Raw genomic sequence first — 25297 nt, 5'->3', positions numbered from 1 at the left:
CCTCGGCAAAAAATTCGAGTATTTGTTGAGGCGCTGTTCAAGCTCACCCCCGGCCCGCACACGACGAAGTCGTATAGTCGTTGGACGATAGCTATCGATAACTTGCGGTCTAGTGGGGTCTTGCCGTCCGAATTGGAAACTCGTGCCCGCAATGGGGAGGGCTTGGACCGATGGTCAAAAAATCAGATCGGCCCACCGCCGAGTCCAGCTGTCGGGGAGCTCGGTGAACGGGCCATCGTCACCATTCGGATCGGAAATAGCGTACGACGGTGGACCGTCCCGGACGGCACTACCCTGAACAAGGTTGAAGCCGCCCTGAAGTCAATCAAGTCTGTAAGGTTGCGTAAAAGGCCCAGCTGACGACTAGGGCTTGACCTCTTCTATCGGACCAGCAGGCCGTGACATGCTGGCGAGCCTACTGCCAGTCTGTTCGTTGTAGGAACGGAGTGCATCAACAGCATGGTCAGCGTATCGCAGCGTCGTCTGGGTCGATTTGTGGCCCAGCATCGCACCAACTTGAGCAAGCGACAAACCGCCCATCACCGACCACGAGGCGAAGGTATGCCGTAGGGTGTGTAGCGTTGCTGCGGCATCAATTCCCGCGGCTGCGCGGATCTTGTACCAGGGCCGACGAAGTGACAGGGGGGATCCGGCGTTCGTACCCTCGAATACCAGATCGCTGGCTTCGGTCCGCTGTAGCAGCCGCAACGCCGTGTTGACGTGCTCGCCAAAGGGAATGATCCGTGACCCAGTTTTGCTGTCGGCTAGCCGGAAACACATCTGGTTACCATCGACCATGCCCCAGGTGAGGTTCATCACCTCGCCATAGCGCATGCCGGTGAACAGCAAGACGCGGATGGCGACGATGGCCTTGATGGGTGTGGTCTCGGTAGCTTCGGCCAGCTCTAATTGTTCAAGCAGCCGGCCAACTTCGCTGGCATCCAGGAAGCGGTCTTTCCGCTTCTCGCGGTATTTGCGTATGCCGGTGGCCGGATTGTCTTCCCGCAAGCCCCACTCCTGAGCGCAGGCAAACATTTTGGACACGAGCGCAACGACGCGGTTGGCGATGCCTTCACCACCCCGAATTACCCGTCGTCCTCGCTTCCTGGCCTCCAAAGTGCGCGCTGACTTGCCTTCACGAATGGCGACCTTCAACCGGTCGATATCTTGCCTAGTCACGTCCTTGACGGCTTTGCTGCCGATCAGCGGCACGACATGATTTTCAATGTTGGCTCGGTCCGTCTGCACGCTTCGAGGTTTCTTGTGAGGCTCAGCGTAGTCGGCGAGATAGCGTTTGGCGAGGTCTTCAACAGTGCCGGCGGCACGTTTGCTTTGACGCTCCTGACTGACGTCCCCACCCGCCGCCGACTGCGCCATCCATTGGCGGGCGATCTGTCGCGCCTCATCAACGGTTAGCGCCCCATGCTCGCCGATTTTGGGCCGACGCTGTTGTCCCGAAGTGGTGCGGTAGTAGACGAAGTAACTCCGCTTTCCCGCTGGCGTCACCTTTACCCCGAACCCCGGCACTTCAGAATCCCAGGCAATGACGTCTCTGCCTTTGGTGACGGCCGTTGCCGGTTCGGCAATGATGCTTTCGACGATCTTCTTGGTAAGTTTAACGCGCATGCAGTGGGTGCCGATTACCAAACCTAGGTAGCAACTAGGTAGCAGTTTAGCGCGAACTGGGTCGTTTGTCCTGGTATTTGACGGTAGCTACGTGCGAGTACCCGTAAAATAAGTACAAAATTTCAACGCCTTAATGGTAAAGTACGGTGCTGCACGGTACTCACGCGCGCGAGGGCGCCGCGGATTGAAAATCCGCGTGTCACTGGTTCGATTCCGGTCCCGGGCACCATTTTCCCTTCATAGTCAAAGAGATATGGCGCCTTGCACCCGGTGGGCGCAGAAGGCTTTTGGTGTCTATCGTGGCTGGGCCGCGCGTACTGCGCGAACCGTGTTCAGGCCTTCAACTGCGGGGGCATAGCCGGTTGCGGCCACGGCCGCGAAGATTTGCTCGGACTCTTTGTAGCGCTTGATGTGGAAATAGGACCAGGCGCGCAGCGTCAGCAGGTCGTTTTGCTCGGGTGCATAACGGGCGCGTTCGTCCAGCGCGACCAGGGCGCGCCGATAATCGCCGATCTGGTAGGCCTGGAGCGCCGTCTGGGTATTGATATCGACCTGCAATTGGATGACCCGCGCCTCCGATTGCGGTGCCGAGGCAGCAGCCACTGCGGCGTCAGTGGCCAGGCCCAGCCGGACAAAGGCCAACGACTGGCCATAGGCCGCGTCGCTGCGCACGGTTTCGGAGCCTGATTGCAAGGCGCGGGCGAAATTGGCCGCGGCGTCGGTCGGGCGGGCCAGGTCCATCAGGCACCAGGCGCGCTTAAGTGCTTGAGCAGGCGACAGACTTTCCGGCGGCACGAAGCGGCTGCAACTGCTGGCGTTACCCCCGGTATCGCTCGAAGTTTGGCGGGCCGGCGCCTCCGTGGCGATCTGCTGGACCAGTGGGGGACCGGTGCTGGCTGGGGGCGTCGCCGGGCTGCGCGTCGAGGTGGTTTTGCCGAAATTGGCGATCCGGGCGGACCGGGAACTCCAAGCATGCTGGATTTCTTGAACCGTCGCGGTGTCCTTGATCGAGTCGCTGGCGACCAGAAGTCCATAGGCGGAGGGTTCGCTGCTCGGATCCCATGTTGTTGCCAGCTTGAACCAGGCGATTGCGGTCTGCGGCTGGCCGAACCCGTAGGCGTACCAACCGAGCTCCTGAGCGGTCGCCGCGCTCTTGGCCGACATGGTCTCTTCGACGATCCGGCTCAGCACATCGGGCGTCAGGTCCACCACTGGCTGAACCGCCAATAAGGACGCGGCGGCGGTCAGGTAGAGCGTGGTCAGGGCTTCGGAGTCATCGCGATAGTCCGCGAGCACCGCCTCGGCTTCCCCGGGGCGTTTGAGGTCGAGCAGGGCGACGGCCATGCCGTGGGCGGAAAGCATCGAGGGATCGGCAGTCATCGCCATTTCGAACCAGTCGCGGCCTTCGCTGGGCTGTTTCTGGTTGAGGGCGTACCAGCCGAGCAGGCGCAGGTCGTCGGCGGCCTTAGTCTGCTTGGCGCTGGTTTGCAGCAGCGTGACGTCGGTCGGTTGGGCCTTGGGCATTTTGCCACTGAGGACGGCGGCGATGGCATTGCGCGCCAAGTCGAGGCGGATGGCGGTGAACTCGCCCGCGCCGTCGGCGCCGGGTTTCTCCAGCGCCAGCAGCGGTTCAATGTCGACGCGGTCCAGCAGCACCATCGCCTTCTGCAACGTTGCCAAGCGCTCGGCAGGGTCGGTGCAACTGGTCAGGATATAGGTATAGGCGTCGAGGCCGCGCTGCTTGGCGTCGGTCTTGATGAAGGCCTCGGCCAGTCGCCACATGGCGTCGACATTGGCGCAGGTGAGCAGTTCGGGCGCGTTGGCTGCGATGGTAATGACGGTCTGATACTGCCCGGCATCGGAGGCATTGCGCAGCCGCGCGCTGGCCTCGCCCAGATCCAGGCTGTGCAACAGATCGGGGGACGGCGTGAAACTTGGATCGGCCTTTTGCTTTTCAGCAATTGCGGCGCGTGCGCCGGCGAAATCACCCTGGTTGAACAGGTCCCAGATGTGCTCGACCGCAGCGTCGGGAACATAGTCGTTCGACAGCAGGTTCGTCGGTGGCACCCAATCGGGATAGAGCGCCTTGAGGCGAGCCATTTCGGCTTCGACGCGCTGCGTGTCGCCGAGCTTGGCAAAATAGCGCAGGGCGGTTTCATCGACCTTGGTCGTCGGCGCGGGAGCGGCCGGGGTGGGTGCTTGGGCAACGATCTGCACCGCCGGCTCGCCCGGCGTGTCCTTGGCGGCGAAGGCCGCATCGAACGACTGGCCATTCACCATCGTATAGGCCAGCACACAACCGCCCAGGGCCAGTGCTAGCGGGAGCCCGATCAGTTTCATGGCTTGTCCTCCGCGAGACACCTGGCCGCGTCGCGGCGCAGATGGTCGAGCAGCAGCAACTGCAATGTCGCCGCATAATAGCTGCTGGGAGAGAATGCGCGCAACTCGGGGGGGATGGGCGTGCCGTTCTGAGTGCAGGCGATGGCAGCCTGGATCAGTCGGTATCCGGGCTCGTCCAGCCGTTCCTCGATGGCGCCGGTCTCGACATTTACCCGCGCCAGGCCAAGCTCATTGCCGATATGCGCGAATGCCTTGAGCTGCTGGTCGCCGGTCTTGGCGCGCATCAGGTAGATCGGAATGCGGATATTGTTGTAGCCGAACTCCGCCGGAAAATCGGCCGCCGGCTTGGGCTTGTCACCAGCCAGCGATATCCAGTCGGCGGGCAGGCCGGAGGGTGCGAACTGCGTGCGGTCGAGCAGCGTGAGGCCGCCGGCAGACAGGCCCATCCAATCGATCTCGGGCGTCAGTTTGGCAAACACCGGATAGGCCTCGAAAATCCAGTATGATGGATTGACCACGGGGCCGTCGGCCCGGTCGGCAGCGGAAAAGCCGGCGCCGCCCGGCAGCAACAGCGTCAGCCCCGATTGCTGGATCAGCATGGTGCCCAATGCCGTCACCATGCGGGTCGCGGCCTGCGTCTTTTCCGGCTCGTCCCAGTCCTGCCCGGCCAGCGCCAGCGCATAGGCAATCAGCGTGTCGCCGTCGCTGGCATTGTTGGGGTCGGTGACATGGGGCGTCTTGTCGCCCTCCCATCGCCATGCCGCCAGGCCATCGTCGCGCACCATCAGCTCGGTCTGGGTAAAGCTCCAGATCCGCTCGAACGCCGCGCGATCCTGCGCCAGCACGGCCAGCAGCATGCCATAGCCCTGTCCTTCGCTATGGCTGATATTGTCGTTGCCGGTATCGATGATGCGGCCGTCCTCGGCCAGAAAGTGGCTCTGGTAGTCCGCCCATTCGGTCGCGGCGATGAAACTTGGCTTCATGGCCTGGGCCTCGACGGCATGCGGGAGCAGGACCAATGCCATTGCGCCGAGCAAAAACAACTTCATTGGCGCCGTCCCAAAGATTTCAACAATGCCGCAGTCACCAGCGTCAGCAACAGCGTCACGCCCGCCAGCAATGCGGTGAATTCCAGCACATTGGTCGATAGCCAATTGGCCGCGACCAGCCGCAGGTTGAACACTGAAAATGGCTGAGTTTGGACCAGGGTCCGCCCTCCGGGCTGGATGGCGATGACAGCGGGATCATTGGCCCCAAGCGCGCTCACCCGGCCGGTGATAGCGCGCCAGTTGGCGGTCTGGGTCAGGCGCTGCACCCCCCTGAGGAAGGTCTTGTCATCGGGTATGGTCAGGAAAGTCCAGACCCCGCCCTCGGGCTGCACAGCCTGGGCGAGCACGACTGCATCGGCCGATTGCGGCAGATAGGCGCCGTCCTCCGGGCGCGTCAGCCAGAAATTCTGCGGTGACAACCCCACCTTGTCGGCGACCCAATTGCGAATGGTGTCCAGCGTACTCGCCGACGGTGCGCCTACCGTCTGGTTGAAGCGGTCGACAATGGCCCGGTCGCCGGTGGCTCCCGGTCCGGCTGAAATTGTCCGGGCCACCCCGCTGCGATTGAGCAGTGCATCGGATAGCGCCGTCAGCGGCGAAACCACCAGGGCATTGTCGGCCGGATCGAGTTGACCCTCGCCGACCAGCGTCACCGGCACGACTGCGCCCGAGGCAATCGCCAGTCGCGCCAACCACGTCATGGCGGCGGGCGTGACCTGTGCGCCCTGGCCGAGCACCAGCGGCACCGGCTGTGTGCCATCATAAGGCGCACCGGTTCCGGCAAAGGCTTGCAGGTCTGGCAGCGCAGCGGCCCGCGCGAAGTCCGGAATATTGAATTGCGTCGTGTTGGAAAACAGGAACCTGGGCGGAGCGCTGCCGGTCAGGCCGGGGGCGCATTCCAGGTCGGCTTCGGTCTGCAACAGCAGTTCGATCTCGATTTCGTTGCGGCCTGGCCGGAAATTGGTCATCGGCACCTTGATCGGCGTGGCGCGCGACAGGCCGCCATCGGTGCGCAACACCGGCGTGGCCGAGGCGATCTGGCCATTGGCATAGATATCGAGCACGCTGCCGGGCAGCACGGCCTTGGCATAGCCCGCGTCGAGCAGCAATTGGGCCTGGCCATACATGTTGGCATAAAAATCGGCCGGCAAGGCGAACTCGAACGACGTCCGGTAACGCCGCCCGTTAAACTCGATTGTGGGCACGCCCAGATCGCTCAGCGTCAGCGAGGTGGCCCCGGTCACCCGCGGGATCGGATTGGCCAGATCGACCCGCTGCAACAGCAGGTCCGGATCGGCGGGCACCGAGGCTGCGCTGATGGCGCGCATCGCCGTAGTGATGCTGCCCCAATCGGGGCCGGACACCACCAGCGTATTGCCAGCCACCGAGGCCGGAACGAATGCCGCCAGCGGCCCCGCACTGGCCTGTGGCTGCATGATGCTAACGCCCGAGGGCAGGGTGGCAGCCGTGGCCAGCACGACATTGAGCGTGCCCACCGGCGTGTCGGCCGGCAGGCTGTCGTCAAGCTCGACGACGATTTCGGGCACGTGCAGCGCCAATGCGACTTGCTGCACCAATTCGATTGCTGCCGCGGTCACTGCTGGCGTCGCCAGCTCGGGCACGATGAAGCGGACGGTCGTTACCGCCGACGCATCGAAGCCGATTGCCGCGACCTCGCTCAGTGCCGTGACCCGGTCGAGCCCTGTGCCTTCGAAGCGCAACAGCGTGGTCGCCGGATCGATCTGGGTCCACAATTCATAGGTCGAGGCCACCGAGCAGTCGGTGCGGTGGCGCTGTACGGCCTCGAATTCGATGCCATTGCCGCCGGCGCGCAGCAGGCCCGCCGGGATCGCAGCCTGCAATTTTCCGGTCGTCGCGGATGCGGCGATGGGGCCGCTGACGATCTTGGTGCCGTTGATCGTCACCTCAAGCGTGGACGCTTCCGGGGCGGCCACGATGGCGTTGAGGTAACCCACTTCCACGCTCGCCGGTGCTTCGGCCTGGGCCTGGGTCAGATAGACTTCCACGGCCTGCCGCGCGTCCTCACCCACCAGTTGTAACTGCGAGAATGGCACGATGTGGCGCTCGAACGAGGCTGCGGTGGCAGGTGCCGCCTCGACGGCGGGCGCCGGTTCCACCGCTGGCGCTGGCGCGACCGGCGCGGTGCGCAGTCCGCTTTCCGGCGACATGTCGAAGGGGGTCGGCGGCACCGATTGTTGCGCCGTTGCGGGCAGGACGAGAACGCCGGCAACGGCCATGGCGACGAGCAGTTTTGGGGCGATGGTCATGAGTGATCCTCCGCGTCCTTGCGGCGATCCACGGAGGAGCGCAGCAGGTAACCGAGGCCTCGCCCGGTCTGGTAGACCGAGGTGGCGAGGAACTGCAGCGTGCCACGGATAAGGCCGATATTGATCTGGCGGCTGCGCTGCCGCTCCTGCCAGATGGCCGAGTTGGCGTAGAGCAGGTCGGCGATCATCCGGTAATCGGTCGCGCGCTCGGGCATGAAGCGGCACCCCAGCATCACGCCCTTGCCGCTATTGCTGACCGAGCGGATGAACACCGCCAATTCGCTCGGCTCGCTCGACGACAATGGGGTAAACCGCACCGCCGTCGGCGCGCCACGGCCAAGCCCGGCCGCGCCTTCGGGCAGGCGGATGGCGAGACCGCCACTGGAGACGTCGCTGATGACCGCGGCAGTCCAGGCGCCGTCTCCGCCCCGTATTTCGCAGCGGCGATCGATATCGACGCGGCGGCTGGCGCGCGTTTCGCGCCGCTCCGACACCACCCCGAGCGCGCAGCCGGCCATGATCAGGTTGAACACGTTCCAGCCGCCCACCACGATGGTGATCTCGGCGCGGTACGGCTCGGTGATGACCTTGTAGACCGTCATCGCCACTGCGATCAGCAGCAGCAGGAAGATCAGGTAGAACGGCCGCGCCAGTTCGGACAACCGCGATTGATCCACCGACTCGTCCTTGGCGGTCACCTTGAAGGTCGGCCTGCTTGGATTGCGCAGCACCGACAGCAGCGCCGTCAGCAAATGCACCGACTGGATATATTCGTAGAGCTCGGAAATCCAAGGCCAGCGCCAGCGGCCGAACAGCGAGTTCTGCATCACCAGGTTCACCAGCATATAGGTCATGGTGTAGGCGGCGAATTCGCCACCGGAGGCGGTGAAGATTTCGAGATTGAAGAACAGGTAGCAGAAGGGCGCGAACAGGAAGATCATCCGCGTGAACGGAAATAGCCAGAACATCGTGCTCGACAGGTAGCAGATGCGCTGCGGGATGGTGAGCCCGCGCTTGAACGGCGGGAAGCTGAACAGCAGGATCTGCATCATGCCCTGGGCCCAGCGCGTACGCTGGCCGATGAAGCTGGCAAAGGTCGCTGGTTGCAGGCCCGCGATCAGGGGCTTGTCGACATAGATGCTGTTCCAGCCCGTGGCGTGCAGCTCGATGGCGGTTTCGCAATCCTCGGTGATGCTGCGGCCCGAAAAGCCATCCCCCTGCATCAGCGCCTCGCGCCGCAGCAGCGCTGCCGAGCCGCAGAAGAACGCGGCATTCCACTTGTCGAGCCCGCGCTGGATCACGCCATAGAACATCTCGTTCTCGGATGGCATGGTCTCGAAGGTGCGCAGGTTGCGCTCCAGCGGATCGGGATTGAGAAAGAAATGCGGCGTCTGCACCAGGAACAATTGCGCGTCGCGCCCGAAATACGGCACCGTTTCCTGCAGGAAATCGCGCGCCGGGGCGTGGTCGGCATCGAACACGGCGACCAGATCGCCCTTGGATTGCGAGAGCCCGTTGTTGAGATTGCCGGCCTTGGCATGCTCGTTGCGGTCGCGCGTCAGGTAGGTCACGCCCAGATCGGTGCAGAGCACGTTAAGCTGCTCGTAGCGCTCGCGCGCCGCGGCGGCGGCTTCGGGATTGGTGGAATTGCGCTTTTCGAGCGTGCCGCCATCATCGAGCAGCCAGACGGTGAGACGTTCGGCCGGGTAATCCATGGACTTCGCCGCAGCCAAGGTCGCCGCCAGCAGTGCGTAATCCTCGTTATAGCTGGGCACGAAGACGTCGACGCTGGGCACCGGATCGTCCGGGCGCAGGCGGGTGGATTTGCGCGGCGGCAGGGGGCTCGACACCACGAACAGGCTCAGGCCCAGCATGAAGATGCAGTACATTTCCGCCAGGTACAGCAGGAAGCCGGGGATGAAATCGCCCCAATGCTCAAGCGGCGGCAGGGTGCTCGTGGTGCGCCAGAAGGCATAGCGCAGCACGATCGCGGTGCCGAACGCCAGCAGCAGCAGGCGCCAGAAGCCCTCGAGCCGCAGGATTTTGATGACCATCATCGCGGCGATCAGCAGCACGGCGGTGACGAGGTGCACCTGCAGGCTGATGGGCAGGGTGATGACCACAACCAGCAGCAGGGTTACCAATAACCAGCCCAGGACGATCAGCGGTTTTTGCATGGCGCAGCTCTCTTTTTCGGAGGTTGCGGACTGGCGTCATGGGCCTGATCCGGTGGGTGGCGGCGGGACGATGACGCTCGTCGACGCCGCTGTTGGGGGTGGCACGATAGGTGAACTCGATGGCGTAGCGCCGGCGGGCAGCGGCACGATCGGCGCGCCGGCGGGGATGGTGGCGGCCGGGACCACGGCGGGGGCGGCCGGCTGACGCGGCCGCGATGGCGCCGGACGCACCACGGGCTTGACCACCGGGATAAATCCTGCGGCGCCCTCGGGCCGGATCGGCATCGCGATCCGCCCGATCTGCGGAGAGGCGCGCAACGGCTCGTAGACCGGGGTGTTGAGACGCAGTTGATACATGACGCCGAGCAGCGATTCTTCGCTGCGCCGGGAGTCGCAGAGCTGCAAGCGTACCACCACGGCGCCGCGCGCAATTGCGCCGGAGGGCTTCAGCGCCGGCTCGATGCGTTGCCAGGCGTAAAGGCAGGTGTCGCCGGTACTCGGCCGACCCACGGCATAGCCGAAGGGGCCATAGGCGTTTTGTACGTAATAGGGCGATACCGACATGCCGCTATTGGGCCAGGCGGCCAGCGCCTCCTGGGTCAGGTTGACCTGGGTGAACGGAATATCGACCAGCCCGGCGTCGGAGCCATCGCCGCCCTTGCCCTGGAACAGCGTCACGGTAATCTTGTTCTGGCCCGGCGTGCGCGCCTCGGTGGCCAGCGAAATTTCCTGGGTGACGGCATTGGAATGGGTGGTTTCCACAATGCCCAGAATGCCGGGCCCACCGATCGGCGGGAAAATCAGCGCCTGATTCGCCGCGACGCTGGTGGCTACCTGCGGCGTCAGTTCAGGCTGGTGGGCGCAGCCAGAAACGAGCGCTGCCATCAGCGCGCCTGTCAGCACCAGCCGGCAGCCAGCAAGGGATTTTAACCAATGGGGCGAGGTGTAAAGCCTCTCCTCGCGGTCTGAAGCCTTAGCCACGGATACCAATCCTTTTCCGTGCCCGATCAGGAGTTTCTAATGCATTGAGTTTGCAATGGATCGGGCTGAGCAACGGTCAGGATAGTTAAGACGTGCCTAACAGAACCTTAACGGCCGGTCTGTTCAACGCCGCAACGCACCTAGCCGCGCCCATTCGGACGCGGTTCCTGGGCAGCGATCGATGGATCGAGCTTCGTTTTAGCGGAAAGCCGGGATGACTTCGCGGCCATACCTGGCGATGATGTCTTCTTCTTCGCCGCTGTCGAGATAGATGTTGAACTGGGTGACGCCGGCGGCCTCCAGCTCGCGCACCTTGGCGATGTGGTCCTCCGGCTCGCCCAGCACGCAGAAGCTTTCCACGATGTCATCGGTGATGAAATCGAGGAACGGATTGTCCGCCTGGCCATGCTTGGAATAGTCATAGCCGCGGCGCTTTTCGACGTAGGCGGTCAGGCTCTTGGGGACCTGGTCTGAATCGGCGCCGTATTTCTCGACGATGTCGGCGACGTGGTTGCCCACCATGGCCGGGAACCACTTGACCGCCTCGATGGCCTTCTTCTTGTCGCCGAAATAGGCCGGGGCGGCCGCCATCGAGCGGAAGCCCGACATGTCCTTGCCGACGGCCTTGCCTGCATCGACGCACTGGTCGGTGAACCACTTGCACAGCCCCGGATCGGCGAGCTGCAGCACCACGCCATCGGCATGCTCGCCCGCGGTCTTGAGTGCCAGCGGGCCATAGGCGGCGATCCAGCTGGGGATTTCGTGGCCGACAGCCCAGGGAAATTTCACGGCGGCGGGAATTTCGCCGTAACTGACCTCCTCGCCGCGGACCATGGCCTTGGTCTTGGCGATGAAATCGGCCACGCGGGCCAGGGTCGCGGGCTTTTTGCCCATGACGCGCATCGAGCTATCGCCACGCCCGACAGCCAGATCGAACCGGCCGCCGCTCTGCTTGGAGAGCGAGCCGAAAATGGAGGCGGCGACGGACCAGTCGCGGACATCGGGGTTGGTCACCAGCGGACCAAAGCGCATATTTTCGGTGTGCTCCATGCACATGGCGATGGCGGCGTAGCAATCGCGCCAGAGAATGTGGGAGTCATAGAACCAGCAATAGGTGAACCCGGCATATTCGGCGGCGCGCACCAGATAGCGCGCCCGCTCCGCGTCGACGAAACCCTTGAAGGTGATTCCGAATTCCATGGTTGCGCGCTCCCAGCAGCCAAATTTGACCAGACGATCAAATTTTGGCTGACGGCGCGCCGTTGTCAATCGGTATTCGGCGCTGAATCGTAGATCACCAAAGGATAGGGTTTGCCCGGCACCTGCACGATCGTGGCCGCGACACCGTAGACGCGCAACAACAGATCGGGATCTAGCACATCGGCTGGCGTGCCTTCGGCAACCACCTTGCCGGTATCGAGCACCACGAGGTGGTCGCAATAGCGGGCGGCGAGGTTGAGGTCATGCATCGCCAGCACAACGGTGCATCCGGCCCGGGCCTGATGGCGCAGCACATCCAGCACCAGCAATTGCGCCCTGATATCGAGATGGCTGGTGGGCTCGTCCAGCAAGAGCAGGCGCGGCTCCTGCGCCAGCGCTCGCGCGATCTGCACCCGCTGCTGCTCGCCACCTGACAGCAAGTGATAGAGCCGGCCGGCAAAGGCGGCCATGCCCATGGCGGCGAGTGCCGCCTTGACCACAGCCTCGTCGTGCGCCGACGGTGCGGCTTGCCACGCGGATTGGAACGGCACGCGCCCCAGCCCCACGACATCGCCGACGGTCAGCCGTTCGGTTGTGGTGGCGAACTGTTCGACATGGGCGCAGAGCTTAGCTCGTTCGGCAGCGGGCATGGCGAGCAGATTGGTGTCGTCGAACGCGATTGTCCCGCCAGCGAGCCGGCGCAGGCCCATGACGGCCCCGATCAGCGTGGACTTGCCCGCGCCATTGGGGCCGATCAGTGCAGTCACGGCACCAGCGGGCGCCGTGAACCCCGAGCCATCAAGGATGGTCCGCTCTCCGGCCCTAACGGTGACGCCCCGGGCCACAAGCCCGCTCATGTGACCCGCCGATAGCGCAGCAGGATGAGCAGGAATACCGGCGCGCCGACCAGCGCAGTGACAATGCCGACCGGCAGTTCACGCGGATCGAACAGGCTGCGCGCTGCCGTGTCCGTCCACAGCATGAAAACCGCGCCCACCAGCATGGACATGGGCAGCAGCACCCGGTGGCGTGAACCCACGGCGAGACGCACCGCGTGAGGCACGACGAGGCCGACAAAGCCGATGGCGCCGCCGACGGCCACCATGACGCCGGTCAGCAAGGCTGTGGCGGCGAGCAGCGTCCAGCGCAGGCGGACGATATCGATGCCCAGGCTCGCCGCCGCCGCATCGCCAAAGGCGAAGGCATCAAGCCCGCGCCCGGAAAACAGGATGATCGGTGCGCAAAGCACCAGGCCCAGGCCGACCAGTAGGACATCGCTCCAGTTTGAGCCGCTGAGCGAGCCGATCAGCCAGCTCAGGATTTCGCGATAGGAGTCGCCAGTAGCCGACCAGAAGATCAGCAGGGAAGTGCTGGCCGAGGCGAGTGCGGCGATGCAGATACCGGCGAGGATCGCCCGGGATGGGGTCGCGCCGCCCAGCAGCCGTGCGATCAGCAGCGCCAGTCCCAGCGCGGTGAGGCTGCCGAGAAAAGCGCCCAGCGGCATCAGCAGCGCCGCGCCGGCCAAGAGGAATACCACCGCGCCAAAGGCGGCACCCGAAGACAGGCCCAGCAGGTAGGGATCGGCCAGGGGATTGCGGGTGAGCACCTGCATCACCGTGCCCGCCAGCGCCAGCCCTGCGCCCACACCCAGGGCCGCTAGCACGCGCGGCAGGCGCAATTCCCAGACGATGGCGTCGCGTAGCCGCGATACCGGGATATCGGGCAAGAGGCCGAGATGATGCAACACCGTGCCCCAGACCTCGCCGACCGAAATATGCGCGGGCCCCAGCGTCATGGCCACGGCGGCGCTGGCCAGCAGCAGGGCCCAAAGACCGGCATAGGCCATCACGTAAGCCGGTCTTGGCGTCATCAGGGGGTGGGGAATTGCAGCGCCGTCAGTTGGGCTGCCATGTCGATGGTGGCCGGCACATTGCGCACCCCGGCCTCGGACGCGGGGAAAGGAATGACCAGATAGCGCTGGTTGATGACCGCATCGAGCTGGCTGGTAATTGGGTTTTCGGCGAGCAGCTTCTTCTTCTGCGCGGCCGAATTCCAGGCCGCGTCGACCAGCACGATCACGTCGGGATTGGCATCGACAACCGCTTCCCAGCTGGCCGAAATCCAGCCGTCGTCCACATCGGCGAAAATGTTCTTGAGGCCCAGCGCTTCCATCATCATGGCGGGGGCGTTGTCGCCCGCGCCCACATAGGGCGCCTTGGTGCCCGAAGAATACCACACCGCCGTCAGACCCCGCGCATCGGGCGTCAGCGCGGCAAGGCTGGCCTTCTGGCTGGCAACCAGCCCGGTCGCGGCATCTTCGGCGTCGAAAATGGCGCCCATCTCGTCAAATTCGCTGAAGATTGCGTCGAAGCTCAGCTTCGGCGGCTTGACAGAGCGGCAGGCGGCAGGCGCCACATAGCTCTCCACGCCGAGGCCGGCCAAGGTCGTCCGCTCACCAGCGCCATCGGCAGCGAAATTGCTTTCCCAGCCGCCGTAGATCAGGTCCGGCTCGGCCCCGAGTACGACTTCTTGCGATGGCAACTTGTCGGAGAGCACGGTGAGGTTGGCACCTGCGGCGGCAAATTCGGGGGGCAATGGCCCATCCTGAAAACCCACCCCGACGATGCGATCACCCAGGCCGAGCGACAACAGCAGTTCGGTCGCGGTCGATTTGATGGTGACCACGCGCGTCGGCGCGTTCTCGAACGTGACCGCCATGCCGCAGTTCTGCACGGTCAGTGGATAGGCGGTGGCGCCGAAGACCGGACTGGCGCTCAAGGCGCCGATGAGTGCGAACGCGAGCAGACGCATGATCAATTTTCCTGTCTGGCCGATTGCGGCGTGACGGCATCGCCGCCCTCGAGTTCCGCCCGCGCCGTGTCATAACCTAACTGATAGGCTTCCGCCGAGCCGAAGCGGAACATGTCTTCCTCTAGCGAGCGCACCAGCGATCGCGCGCCGGGCGCTTCAAGGCCGCAGACCAGCCGGCCCAGCCCGCGCACCACGGCGACAGGCAGGCCACCGGCCTTGCCCTTGACCAGATCGGCGGCCCCGGCGATTTCATCGGCAACCACCGCGATGGTGGCGTGCAGCGGTCGCCCATTGGCGTCATTGCCGCCGCGCATGTCTTCGGTCAATTGCACACCCGCAGCGCCGATGGCGACGTCGGTCTGGCCTACGCGCCAGGGGCGGCCAAAGGTGTCGGTGACGATGACGCCCAGCGAAATGCCCAGGCGCTCGCGCAGCGCGGCGCACAGGGCCAGGGCGGACTTGTCCGGGTCCTCGGGCAGGCGCAGCGCAAATCCGTCCGGCACGTTGGACATGTCGATGCCCGCCGCCGCCATGATGAGGCCCTGCCGGGTTTCGACGATGCGCGTCACCCCGCCGGCGTGAACGCGCTCGGCAACGACGCGGACGGTGTCTTCGGTGATGGCCTTTTCGCGGTCCGTGGCCGGCACCAGCCGGCCTTCGGCCTTCGCCACGATTTTGCTGGCAACGACAAGAATATCGCCATCGGCCAGAGCAAGCTCCGTGTCTTGGGCGGTCTGGGCATCCACCGCATCGCAGATCAGCGCGACCAAGTCGTCGCCGTCATGCACTTCGGGGATGCCGGGCACCACCCAGGCGGAAAATCGCGGCAGTGTCATGGCTAAGAACTCGCTGTCAGCTTGCGCAATCGCGGCAGGATTTCCTTGGCGTAAAGCGCCAGGAACCGGCTCTGGTCGAGACCGGGTGCGTGGAACACCAGATGGTCGAAGCCGTAGTCGATATAGGTCTTGATGGCCGCAACGTGCTCGTCGGGATCGCTGGAGACGATCCAGCGCTTGGCCACCCGCTCGATCGGCAATTGCTCGGCCAGCCGCTCCATTTCGGCAGGGTCCTGCACCGAGTGCTTTTCCTCCGCTGACAGCGACAAAGCCGCCCAGTGGCGCGTGTCGTTGAGGGCGCGCTCGGCATCGGTATCAAAGGACACCTTGACCTCGATCATGCGCTCGAATGGCTTGCCGGCTAGCTCGGACTCCGCGCGGCCGATTTCGACATTGGGCAGCAATTGCTCGAGGTAAAGCTCGGCGCCTTTGCCGGAGGTACAGATGAAACCATCCCCCGCCCGCCCGGCATATTTGGCATTCAGCGGCCCACCGGCGGCGATGTAGATCGGGACCGGCTCGGCCGGCTTGTCGTAGATCGTGGCGCTGACGGTCTTGTAATACTCGCCCTCGAAGGTGACGCGATCCTCTGTCCACAGCAGGCGGATCAACTTGACCGCCTCGCGCAGGCGCGCCGAGCGCTCCTTGAGTTCGGGCCATTCCATGCCGGTCGCCGGCACTTCATTGAGCGATTCCCCGGTGCCGACGCCCAGGATCACCCGGCCCGGAAACATGGCGCCGAGCGTGCCGAAGGCGTGCGCTACCACGGACGGATGGAGCCGGAATGTCGGCGTCAGCACCGATGTGCCCAGCACCACGCGTTCGGTGCGCGCCAGTACGGCTGCCATCCAGGCCGGCGCGAAGGGCGCATGGCCATCGGTGTGCTTCCACGGCTGGAAATGATCGCTGACGAAAACGGAGTCAAAGCCCGCTTGCTCTGCCTCCACGGCAAAGCCGAGCAATTCATTGGGAGCGAACTGTTCCGCTGATGCCTTGTACCCGAAGCGCATGGTCAACCTCCCCGACGATCCACAGATTTGATCGTTTGGTCAAAATTTGTCGTTAGTCAAGCGCCTCAACGGTCCCACGCCGAGGCGTCCTGCAGTTTGTCATCGGCCCAAGCCGCGATCAGAGAGGCGGCGATGGCGCCGTGGCGTGGCGCGGAAATGTCGGCGTGCAGTCCCTGCAGGATGGTTTTGACCTCGTCCCGGCTGACCCAGCGTGCATCGGAGAGCTCGGCGCGATCGACCGCGATATCCTCGTCCAGCGCCTCGCCCCAGCAGCCGAACATCAGCGACATCGGAAACGGCCACGGCTGGGCGGTGACATAGTCGACCTTGCCAACCCTGATGCTGGCCTCCTCGAAGGTCTCGCGCCGCACCGCGGCCTCGATGCTCTCGCCCGGTTCGACAAAGCCCGCCAGCAGCGAATACATCCGCTCCGGCCAGCTCGCGCCGCGACCGAGCAGCAACTTGTCACCGCGCGTGATCGCCATGATGACGACGGGGTCAGTGCGCGGAAAATGATGGGTCGCGCAAGCCGGACAACCGCGCTGCCACCCCGACAGTTCCGGCACGCTCGCGGCCCCGCAATTGGCGCAGAAGCGGTGGCTGGTGTGCCAGCTGTGCAGCGCCCGGCCGACGGCAACGCATTCGCCATCGAGCAGTGACAGGTCGGCCATCACCCCGCGGATTTCCACCAGGCGCGCATCGGCAAAGCCAGGATGAAATTGCTGGCTGGCATCGGTGAACTGGCCGATCGTCTCGGCGTCCTCGATAGGCTGCCAAAGGGCGAGATCGGCGGCAAAGCGCGGGCCGTCCGGGGCGAGGCCCAGAAATACCGGGCTCTCGCGGCAGTCGGTCAGCGCCGGATGATCGAGCGGCACCAGCCGGGGATGATTGTCCGCATCGACCAGCAGCTTGCCATGCCAGAACACGTAGCTGCGGGCTCGCCTATCCAGTCGCGCCGCGTCGGTTGACCGCAGTTGCGCTGCCCGATCCAGGGCGCCCGGCCGAAATGCGTAATTATAGTCCACGGTATCCACCTGCCTGTCACGCGTCGGCTCCAGTGCTACCCGCCAGCCCGCCGGAAGTCGAGGTTTCGCGTCAAAGCTGGACCGCGACGCGCGCAATGGCTATCTGATGCCACCGCAAGCGGACATTCCGCGATCAACAAGGCGTATTCGGCATGAGCCCAGATTTCCTCGTCACCCATTCGGGTGGCTTCCATGCCGATGAATTGCTCTCCAGCGTCATCCTGACCCGGCTGTTTCCGCAGGCGCGTCTCGTGCGCAGCCGGGCGCCCGAATGGATCACGCCCGGCCCCGATCGCATCATCTACGATGTGGGCGGCCGCTATGACGCCGCGGCGCAGATTTTCGACCACCACCAGCGTGGCGCACCGCTGCGCGCGGATGGCCAGCCCTATAGTTCGTTCGGGCTGATCTGGAACCATTATGGTCGCTATTATCTTGCCGCCTCCAGTCTTCCCGAAGCCCATATCGAGACTGTCTACGCTGCGTTTGACGCCAGCTTCGTGGTTCCGATCGACCTGACCGACAATGGCGCGCTCAGCCCCACCGGACCACTGGCCGGATTGACGCTGCCCACGCTGCTGGAAACTCTCAAGCCTGCATTCGACGACACCGACCCCGAGGCCGACGACCGCACCTTCCATGCTGCCCTGGCGATTGCCCGCAGTTTCGTCGAGGCGGCGATCTCGCGTAGCGCTGCGAAATTGCGGGCTGAGGGCCTAGTGCAACGCGCTATCGTTGCGGCAGGGCAGGGGCGTATTCTGGAGCTGCCGATGGGCATGCCCTTCCGCCCCGCCATCGTCAAGGCGGGCGCCGATCAGCTCCTGTTCGTCGTTCACCCGCGCGACAAGGACTGGTGCCTAACCACGATCCGCCGCGGCGACGAAGGCTTCGAGGTGCGCGCCGATCTCCCCGCCGCCTGGGCCGGCCTGACCAATGGCGAGCTGGAGGCGGCCTGCGGCGTCGCGGGCGCGAGCTTCTGCCACAATGGCCGCTTTATTGCCGCCGCTAAAACCCGCGAGGCTGCGCTCGCCATGGCCGACCTGGCAGTCAATGAGGCCGTCGCCAACGGGGCTTAGGCGGCAGGCCGGGCGGATACCATCGCGGAATAACATGATCTTGTAATTCATGTTTTCCTGCGCTCTATTGCCGGCCGCCCCTATCGAAAGCCCGACATGCCCGAAACCTCTGTCCTGCAGCCAACCGATGCCGATGCGATCCGCCTGGCCAAGACCCTGCTGCGCACTGCGCGGCATGGGGCTTTGTCCTGTCTCGATCCGGCAAGCGGCGCGCCGCTGGTCAGCCGGGTGGGGGTGTCGACGGATTTTGACGGTGCCCCGGTGCTGCTGATTTCGGGGCTTGCCGCGCATACTGCCGCCCTCGTGGCCGATCCGCGCTGTGCGCTGCTGCTGGGCGATCCGGGCAAGGGCGATCCGCTTGCGCATCCGCGTATCAGCATTTCGGCGCGGGCCACGACGATCGGTCGCGACCACGCCGACCATGCCCGCATCGCGGCGCGCTATCTCAGCCACCAGCCCAAGGCCAAGCTCTATGCCGAGCTGGGTGATTTCCGCTTCGTGCGGCTCGATCCGCAATCGGCCAGCCTCAATGGCGGGTTCGGCCGCGCCTATGCGCTCGGCGCCGGCGATCTGCTCTCCAGCGCCGACCCGGCTCTGGCCGCTGCCGAGGCGCATGCCATCGAGCACATGAACGAAGATCATTTCGACGCGGTCGATCGCTACGCCCGGCACTACTGCAAAGCCCCGGCCGGAAACTGGGTGCTGGCCGGCATCGACGCCGAGGGCATCGACATCATTTTGGGGGACGACGTACGGCGCATCTTCTTTGATGCGCCGCTTGCCGTGCCTGAGGATATGCACATCACGCTCGTCAAGATGGCCCGCGCAGCGCGTCTGGCATTGGGCGACTAGCGCCCGTCCGCTGTGCCACGAGGACATGGGCAACACGCTGCAGCGTGGCCGCGACTGCCCTCAGCATGGCCCGGTTTCTGGCCCGACGCACTATGACCGCGGGAGGGTCAGGGTCCAGCCATGTGGTGCGGTAGATATCCTTGAACAGAGTGCTGGTGGGTATCATCGTTCTATCTCCATTAGCCAGGGTGGGTGAGGCGCCCGCCCGGGCGCTATTTCCAATTGTCGATCATCACGTCATCGGGATGGGGCGCACCCTTGCCGGTTTCGAGCAGCGCCTTGAGGCTCAACAGGAAGGTTGCCCACTTGGTGCTGCAGTGGTGCATGAACTCGACCGGCTCCTTCCAGCCTTCGTGCTTGAACAGGACGATGGCGTAGTCATCTTCCTGCTTGAGATCGAAATGGACCTTGGTGCCGATCCATTCGGCCGGCCCATAGACCACCAGCCACGACACCCGCCGGCCGGGCACGAGTTCGAGGACCTTCATGTCGAAACCGCCGGCTGGCCCAAAGCGAAACGCGATCACGCCGTCGCTCTTGCTGTCCCCTGTGGTGTCGTTGGTCCACCAGGCGGACAGGCCCTCGATAGTGGCCAGTGCGTTATAGACGATGGTGGGGGACGACGACTTGATGCCGACGCGGTGCAGGATATCGGGCATTGTATTGCTCCATCTGGTTTGCATTTATCGCGACCACTTGGTGTGGCCATGAGTTAGGCTAAGCTCGCAAAGCCAAGGGGTGGGAGTGACAAGTGTGGCGGGATTTGCATGGACTCCCTGATCACGGCCGCAGCACGAGCGCTTGCTTCGGGTGATCCGCTCGGCGCCCTTAACCGGGTAGCGCTGCGCGACGATGCGCCGGCTTTGGCCCTGCGCGGCATCGCCATGGCGCAGCTTGGCGATCTGCCGCGGGCCAAGGCGCTGCTCAAAAGCGCCGCGCGCGCTTTCGGTCCCAAGCAGGCCATGGCCCGCGCCCGCTGCGTCGTCGCTGAAGCCGAGATCGCGCTGGTCTCGCGCGACCTGACCTGGCCCCAAAAGGCGCTCGAACGCGCCCGCATCACGCTCGACGAGCATGGCGACCGGGTCAACGCCACTCATGCCGGCTATCTCGAAACCCGGCGCCTGCTGCTGATCGGACGGCTCGACGAGGCCGAGCGCCTGCTTGGCGGGCTTGATCCCACGCCGTTGCCACCCGCCGCGCGCGTCGCCCATGAACTGGCCTCTGCCGGAATTGCCATCCGCCGCGTCAGGATCAAGGCTGCGCGTGCCGCGCTCACACGGGCCGGGCAGGCCGCCCGCGCCGCCGATATTCCCGCCTTGACCGCCGAAGTCGACAGCGCGGTGGCAGCCCTCGACACGCCAGCGGCGCGGCTCATCGCCCGCCACGCGGAACGCCCAATCCTGCTTGATGAGGTCGAGACGATTTTCGCCTCCGGCGCCCTCGTCATCGATGCCTGTCGCAACGTTGTGCGCCAGGGCGACAGCATCGTCCCCCTCGCCACCCGTCCGGTCCTCTTTGCGCTGGCCAGAGCTCTCGGGGAGGCCTGGCCCGCCGATGTGTCGCGCGCCACGCTGCTCGCCCGGGCGTTCGGCGCCAGGCATGCCGATGAGTCCCACCGCGCCCGGCTGCGGGTCGAGATCGGCCGGTTGCGTGCCGAATTGCAGGGGCTGGCGGACATCACCGCCACCAGTCAGGGCTTCGCCCTAACCCCACATTCGGGCGACCTCGTCGTGCTGGCACCGCCCGTGGAAGAACCTCATGCCACGGTGCTGGCATTCCTCGCCGATGGCGAATCCTGGTCGAGTTCGGCCCTCGCTATCGCGCTCGATGCCAGCCCGCGCACCGTGCAGCGCGCACTGGAGCAGCTTGCCGGCGCCGCCAAGGTGCAGTCGTTCGGGCAGGGCCGCGCCCGCCGCTGGATGACGCCGCCAGTGCTCGGCTTCCCGACAACCTTGTTACTCCCGGGTCCGCTGCCCAGCAGCTAGGCTGGTTCGCAGTTGAACACCATTAAGCCTGCGAGGACCTCTATGAAAACCCAACCGGCCGAAATCCTGCATGAATACGGACCCTTTCCGGGCATCGACAATGTGCATGGCCTCACCTTTGACGGCCAACAGGTCTGGTTCGCCTCGGGCGACAGGCTCAACGCGCTCGATCCCACGAGCGGCACGATCACACGGTCGCTCGATGTCCCCGCCCATGCCGGCACCGCCTTCGACGGCGAACACCTGTTCCAGCTCGCCGAAGACCGCATCCAGAAAATCAATCCCAAGACCGGAAAGGTCCTGACCACCATCCCCGCCCCCGGCAAGGGCGGCGATTCCGGCCTTGCCTGGGCCGAAGGCACGCTCTGGGTGGGTGAATATCGCGACCGCAAAATCCACCAGATCGATCCGCAGACCGGCGAAATCCTGCGCACCATCGCGTCCAACCGCTTCGTCACCGGCGTCTCCTGGCTCGGTGACGAGCTTTGGCACGGCACCTGGGAGGACGACCAAAGCGAGTTGCGGCGCATCGATCCGGCCGACGGCACGGTCATGGAGCGCCTAGCCATGCCTGCCGGCACCGGCATGTCCGGCCTTGAATCCAATGGCGTCGACCGCTTCTTCTGCGGCAGCGGCGATGCCGGCACTATCAGGGTCGTCCGCCGGCCCTGACCTCACTCGCCCTCGTCGGAGGATACGGCCAGCTTACGCTGCACGCGGTGCAGATAGACTTGCCGATCGAAGGGGTTGGGGCCGGAGCGCGGCCGGGCAGGGATGTCGCCGCTCACTGGCCGGCAATGGTCGAAACTGGCGTCGAAAATGCCCTCGCCACTGGTCAAGCCCGGCAATTGCTGCTGCACGCCGTGCACCTGCGCCGCCTGGATTTCACCTTCGAGGCGCGCCGTGGGGCCGCCAATTTCGGTGCTTTCCGTAACCGCCCCGGCGCGTCCGAGCACTCGCAAGATCGCACTCAACGTTGCAACCGGTACTTCCAACTGAAAGCGCTGGATCGGCTCGCAGACCAGCGTTCCGGCCTGACGCAGCGCATCCGCCAAAACCAGCGGTGTCAGGTTCCGGAAGTCGCCGGCGGTGGTCATCGGGGAGGCGTGCCGCACGTCGGTCATGGCGACATGGCAATCCACCACGCGCCAGCCATGCATCCCCTGTTGCAGCGTCTCGCGCACCGCCTCTTCCACCGCCCGGTAGAAGCCTGCCGGCATCTGCCCCGGATCGACCTCCAGCGCAAAGCTGACGCCGGCGCCGGAGGGCATCGGATCGACCCGCAGGCCGACCGTGGCCAGAAACGGATTGCTGTCCTTGAACAGATATTCCACCGCCGCGCCCGTTCCGGCCAGCCGTTCGACGCAGATGACGGTGGATTCCTGGAACGCAATATCGATGCCGAATTCGCCCAGCAGCGTCTGCTGGATCACCTGCTTCTGCACCTCGCCATAGAGCGAGACGAAAACCTGCTGCGCCTCGTCATTCTTGCGCAGGTTGATCAGCGGGTCCTGTTCGGCCAACTGGCTCAAGGCCAGCCACAGCGCTGCCCTATCGGCGGCATGCGCGGGCAGCACGCTCGTCTCTAGCGTTGGCGGCGCGAAGTGATGTGCCACCTGCCGCGGCGGCGGCACGCCGATGACGTCGCCGATGCGGATATCGCCCAGTCCCGACAGTTTGGCGATACGTCCGGCGCTCACGGTCGTTGCGGTATTGCTCTTGCCGCGCTCAAACACCTGGATCGCTGTGGCGCGGACCTCCCCACCGTTCACCGTCACCCTGTCGCGCACCTGCATGGTGCCGGAAAACACCCGCGCATACGCGATCTTGTCGCCCGCCCAACCGCGCTCGATCTTGAACACCGAGGCGGAGAGCGGTTCGCCGTCATCGCCGGTTTCGGCGGGCAACAGCTCGGGGATCGCCGCTATTAAGGGCGCGATGCCGGCGCCAGTCACAGCCGAACCGAAGAACACCGGATGCACCATGGACCTGCGGCTTTGCGCGCCCAATGTCTCGCGCAGCCGGGTGGCGTCCAGACCGGCCGGGTTGGTGACATAGTCGGCCAGCAGCGCGTCGTCACCTTCGCTCAAGCGCTCGATCAGCGCGGAGTGGAACGCGGCCTCGTCCGTGCCGAACTGGCTAAACTCCGCGTCCCGCTCGCCCTCGTCGACAACCGTGCCCATGGCCAGCACCGCCGGCGTCAGCCGTGCCTTTATCGCCTCCAACACCCCATCGCATTGCGCGCCGCGGCGGTCGATCTTATTGACGAAGATCAGTGTCGGAATGCCCAGTCGCTGCAGCGCCCGCATCAGCACGCGGGTCTGCGCCTGCACGCCCTCGACGGCCGAGACCACGAGGATCGCGCCATCGAGCACGTTCAGCACCCGTTCGACCTCGGCGATGAAATCGGGGTGTCCGGGCGTATCGATCAGGTTGACGGTGACGTCGCCGACAGCGAACGACACCACGGCCGCCTTGATGGTGATGCCGCGCTGGCGTTCGAGTGCCATGGTATCGGTTTGAGTATTGCCGTCATCGACGCTGCCGATTTTGTCGATGACGCCAGCCGCAAAGAGCAGCCGTTCCGTCAGGCTGGTTTTACCCGCATCGACATGGGCCAGAATGCCCAGATTCAAGGTTCGCATGGACCATCAGTTTCTCAAGATTTCGGATCGGGTTTCTTGATGAACTGAATCGGGACATTGCTATTCCTTCCGGGAACGGACGCGCGGCCAAACTACATCACCGGCTGCGGCGATGGCAAGTCGAGGCAAAACCGCTGTTGCCGTCACGCTGGCGCCACCGTAAATTGCCGCCATGCAAGCATTCGACCCCTATACCATCCTGGGCGTGCCGCGATCGGCCACCCCTGACGCCATCAAATCGGCCTATCGGCAAAACGCCCGGCTGACGCATCCGGATCGCGGTGGCGCGCCCAGTGCGTTCATCGTTGTGGTCAAGGCTTTTGGCGTTCTCGCCGATCCCGAGGCGCGGCGTTTGTTCGATGAAACCGGTATGGTCGATGAGGAGGGCGCGCGCTCTTATCGGCAGGAGGTGGTGATCATCCTCGCCGATATGTTCGACACCGCCGTCGGCACCGCGCTTGAGCTTGGCCTGCCGCTCGATCGGGTCGATTTCATCAAGCAAATGGCCGTGGCCCTAACCGGCCAGTCGGCGCAGGCGACGGAGCGCTGCCAGAAGCTCGATGCGGAAATTACCGCGCTGACCAGCCTGCGCGGCCGCATCAAGCGGCAGGACGAGCACCCCAATCTATTCGTGCAGCGGCTGAACGAGCAGGTGACCGCCAAGGTCAAAGACCACACCGCCGCCCGTCGCCGGCTGGCGCTGTTCGAAACCGCGGCGGCCGAGCTCGCCAACTACGATTCGGACGTGGAGCTGTTCTCGGCGCTGGAGCTGGAATAGCGACTATTCGTAGACCACGACCATCAGCGCCCGCGCTTCGGCCGGTCCGCCATTGCAGATCTCGTGCTCGACATCGGCGCGATAGCGCGCTGTCTCGCCCAGGCGCAGGGTTTGCTCGCCCAGCGCCGTCCGCACCGTCAGGCCCTCCGTCTGGGCGGTCAGGTGCTCATAGGTGCCCGCGGCGTGTGGCGCGCTCTGCAGCCTTCCCTTGGACGCCATGTCCAGCTCATACCATTCCACCCGCCCGGCCATGGCTGGCGGGCTCAGGATGCGCAATCGCCATTGCCCGTCCGGGCTCTTGATCTCGGGCGTCAGCGGCACCGACACCAGGTCGACCGGATTGCTTTGCCGATGCGCCACGCCGCCAGCGATCAGGTCGGCCATGTCGATCTTGAGTGCCTGGGTCAGTCCCCACAGCACCGCGAAAGTCGGGTTGGATTGGCCGCGCTCGATTTGCGACAGCATGGATTTGGAGACGCCCGACAAGGACGCAAGCCGCTCCAGCGTCAGGTGCCGCGCCTTGCGCTCGCGCTGGATTACCGGCCCGATATCGGGTGCCTCGGACGCCACCATTACCACTTCCACATTCGCCATTCTGGGTTTCACTTATGGTCTGGC

The 25297-nt window shown here is 64.7% G+C and carries 21 protein-coding genes; 5 read left to right on the top strand and 16 right to left on the bottom strand.

Annotation, left to right across the window (positions count from 1 at the left end):
* Positions 1–363: 363 nt before the first annotated feature.
* The 13 genes from ABIB57_RS22845 to nudC form a co-directional block, all read right to left on the bottom strand.
* Positions 364–1626, bottom strand: a complete 1263-nt coding sequence (locus ABIB57_RS22845) for a site-specific integrase (protein WP_354043546.1) — start codon at positions 1624–1626, stop codon at positions 364–366.
* A gap of 294 nt (positions 1627–1920) precedes the next feature.
* Positions 1921–3966 carry a tetratricopeptide repeat protein gene (locus ABIB57_RS22840; protein WP_354043545.1) on the bottom strand — a complete coding sequence of 682 codons (2046 nt, stop codon included), beginning with the start codon at positions 3964–3966 and terminating at the stop codon, positions 1921–1923.
* Positions 3963–5015 carry a family 8 glycosyl hydrolase gene (locus ABIB57_RS22835; protein WP_354043544.1) on the bottom strand — a complete coding sequence of 351 codons (1053 nt, stop codon included), beginning with the start codon at positions 5013–5015 and terminating at the stop codon, positions 3963–3965. The genes ABIB57_RS22840 and ABIB57_RS22835 overlap by 4 nt, the downstream gene beginning before the upstream one ends.
* Positions 5012–7303 carry a cellulose biosynthesis cyclic di-GMP-binding regulatory protein BcsB gene (locus tag ABIB57_RS22830; protein WP_354043543.1) on the bottom strand — a complete coding sequence of 764 codons (2292 nt, stop codon included), beginning with the start codon at positions 7301–7303 and terminating at the stop codon, positions 5012–5014. Before ABIB57_RS22830 ends, ABIB57_RS22835 begins: the two co-directional genes overlap by 4 nt.
* Positions 7300–9480, bottom strand: coding sequence for a UDP-forming cellulose synthase catalytic subunit (gene bcsA, locus ABIB57_RS22825; protein ID WP_354043542.1), 2181 nt, complete (start codon positions 9478–9480; stop codon positions 7300–7302). Before bcsA ends, ABIB57_RS22830 begins: the two co-directional genes overlap by 4 nt.
* A gap of 36 nt (positions 9481–9516) precedes the next feature.
* Positions 9517–10461, bottom strand: coding sequence for a cellulose biosynthesis protein BcsN (gene bcsN / locus ABIB57_RS22820; RefSeq protein WP_354043541.1), 945 nt, complete (start codon positions 10459–10461; stop codon positions 9517–9519).
* A 198-nt stretch (positions 10462–10659) separates the two neighbouring features.
* Positions 10660–11661: a TIGR03842 family LLM class F420-dependent oxidoreductase gene (locus ABIB57_RS22815; RefSeq protein ID WP_354043540.1), complete on the bottom strand. Its 1002-nt coding sequence runs from the start codon at positions 11659–11661 to the stop codon at positions 10660–10662.
* Between the two features lie 65 nt (positions 11662–11726).
* Entirely contained in the window at positions 11727–12518 is a 792-nt protein-coding gene (locus ABIB57_RS22810) for an ABC transporter ATP-binding protein (RefSeq protein WP_354043539.1), read from the bottom strand.
* Positions 12515–13507, bottom strand: a complete 993-nt coding sequence (locus tag ABIB57_RS22805) for an iron chelate uptake ABC transporter family permease subunit (RefSeq protein WP_354043538.1) — start codon at positions 13505–13507, stop codon at positions 12515–12517. Before ABIB57_RS22805 ends, ABIB57_RS22810 begins: the two co-directional genes overlap by 4 nt.
* Before the next feature lie 23 nt (positions 13508–13530).
* Positions 13531–14472: a putative F420-0 ABC transporter substrate-binding protein gene (locus tag ABIB57_RS22800; RefSeq protein WP_354043537.1), complete on the bottom strand. Its 942-nt coding sequence runs from the start codon at positions 14470–14472 to the stop codon at positions 13531–13533.
* Positions 14473–14474: 2 nt separating this feature from the next.
* Positions 14475–15308, bottom strand: a complete 834-nt coding sequence (gene cofE, locus ABIB57_RS22795; RefSeq protein ID WP_354043536.1) for a coenzyme F420-0:L-glutamate ligase — start codon at positions 15306–15308, stop codon at positions 14475–14477.
* 2 nt (positions 15309–15310) lie between these two features.
* The gene (gene fgd / locus ABIB57_RS22790; protein ID WP_354043535.1) at positions 15311–16318 is read right to left on the bottom strand and encodes a glucose-6-phosphate dehydrogenase (coenzyme-F420); all 1008 of its coding nucleotides are present in this window, start codon (positions 16316–16318) and stop codon (positions 15311–15313) included.
* A 65-nt stretch (positions 16319–16383) separates the two neighbouring features.
* Complete coding sequence (gene nudC / locus ABIB57_RS22785; RefSeq protein WP_354043534.1) at positions 16384–17343, bottom strand: NAD(+) diphosphatase; 960 nt, start codon at positions 17341–17343, stop codon at positions 16384–16386.
* Between the two features lie 152 nt (positions 17344–17495).
* On the opposite strand from nudC, the gene ABIB57_RS22780 reads away from it, so the two are divergent.
* Positions 17496–18419: an MYG1 family protein gene (locus ABIB57_RS22780; protein ID WP_354043533.1), complete on the top strand. Its 924-nt coding sequence runs from the start codon at positions 17496–17498 to the stop codon at positions 18417–18419.
* A gap of 96 nt (positions 18420–18515) precedes the next feature.
* Complete coding sequence (locus ABIB57_RS22775) at positions 18516–19271, top strand: HugZ family pyridoxamine 5'-phosphate oxidase (RefSeq protein WP_354043532.1); 756 nt, start codon at positions 18516–18518, stop codon at positions 19269–19271.
* Positions 19272–19483: 212 nt separating this feature from the next.
* Here ABIB57_RS22775 and ABIB57_RS22770 read toward each other — a convergent pair whose 3' ends face one another.
* Positions 19484–19930, bottom strand: a complete 447-nt coding sequence (locus ABIB57_RS22770; protein ID WP_354043531.1) for an SRPBCC family protein — start codon at positions 19928–19930, stop codon at positions 19484–19486.
* A gap of 108 nt (positions 19931–20038) precedes the next feature.
* Between ABIB57_RS22770 and ABIB57_RS22765 the strand changes: the two genes are divergently transcribed.
* Positions 20039–21256: a helix-turn-helix domain-containing protein gene (locus ABIB57_RS22765; RefSeq protein ID WP_354043530.1), complete on the top strand. Its 1218-nt coding sequence runs from the start codon at positions 20039–20041 to the stop codon at positions 21254–21256.
* Positions 21257–21298: 42 nt separating this feature from the next.
* On the top strand, positions 21299–21928 hold the full coding sequence (locus ABIB57_RS22760; RefSeq protein WP_354043529.1) for a Vgb family protein: 630 nt from the start codon (positions 21299–21301) through the stop codon (positions 21926–21928).
* Between the two features lie 2 nt (positions 21929–21930).
* Here the strand turns inward: ABIB57_RS22760 and ABIB57_RS22755 are convergent, their stop codons facing one another.
* Positions 21931–23901: a GTP-binding protein gene (locus ABIB57_RS22755; protein WP_354043528.1), complete on the bottom strand. Its 1971-nt coding sequence runs from the start codon at positions 23899–23901 to the stop codon at positions 21931–21933.
* A 172-nt stretch (positions 23902–24073) separates the two neighbouring features.
* On the opposite strand from ABIB57_RS22755, the gene ABIB57_RS22750 reads away from it, so the two are divergent.
* Complete coding sequence (locus ABIB57_RS22750; protein ID WP_354043527.1) at positions 24074–24679, top strand: J domain-containing protein; 606 nt, start codon at positions 24074–24076, stop codon at positions 24677–24679.
* Positions 24680–24682: 3 nt separating this feature from the next.
* Here ABIB57_RS22750 and ABIB57_RS22745 read toward each other — a convergent pair whose 3' ends face one another.
* On the bottom strand, positions 24683–25273 hold the full coding sequence (locus ABIB57_RS22745) for a helix-turn-helix domain-containing protein (protein WP_354043526.1): 591 nt from the start codon (positions 25271–25273) through the stop codon (positions 24683–24685).
* Between the last annotated feature and the right edge of the window lie 24 nt (positions 25274–25297).

The sequence above is a fragment of the Devosia sp. UYZn731 genome (genome assembly GCF_040546795.1).
Taxonomy (GTDB): Bacteria; Pseudomonadota; Alphaproteobacteria; order Rhizobiales; family Devosiaceae; genus Devosia.
The sequence above is the reverse complement of the archived record's forward strand: the minus strand, read 5'-3'. Positions and strand labels throughout refer to the sequence as shown.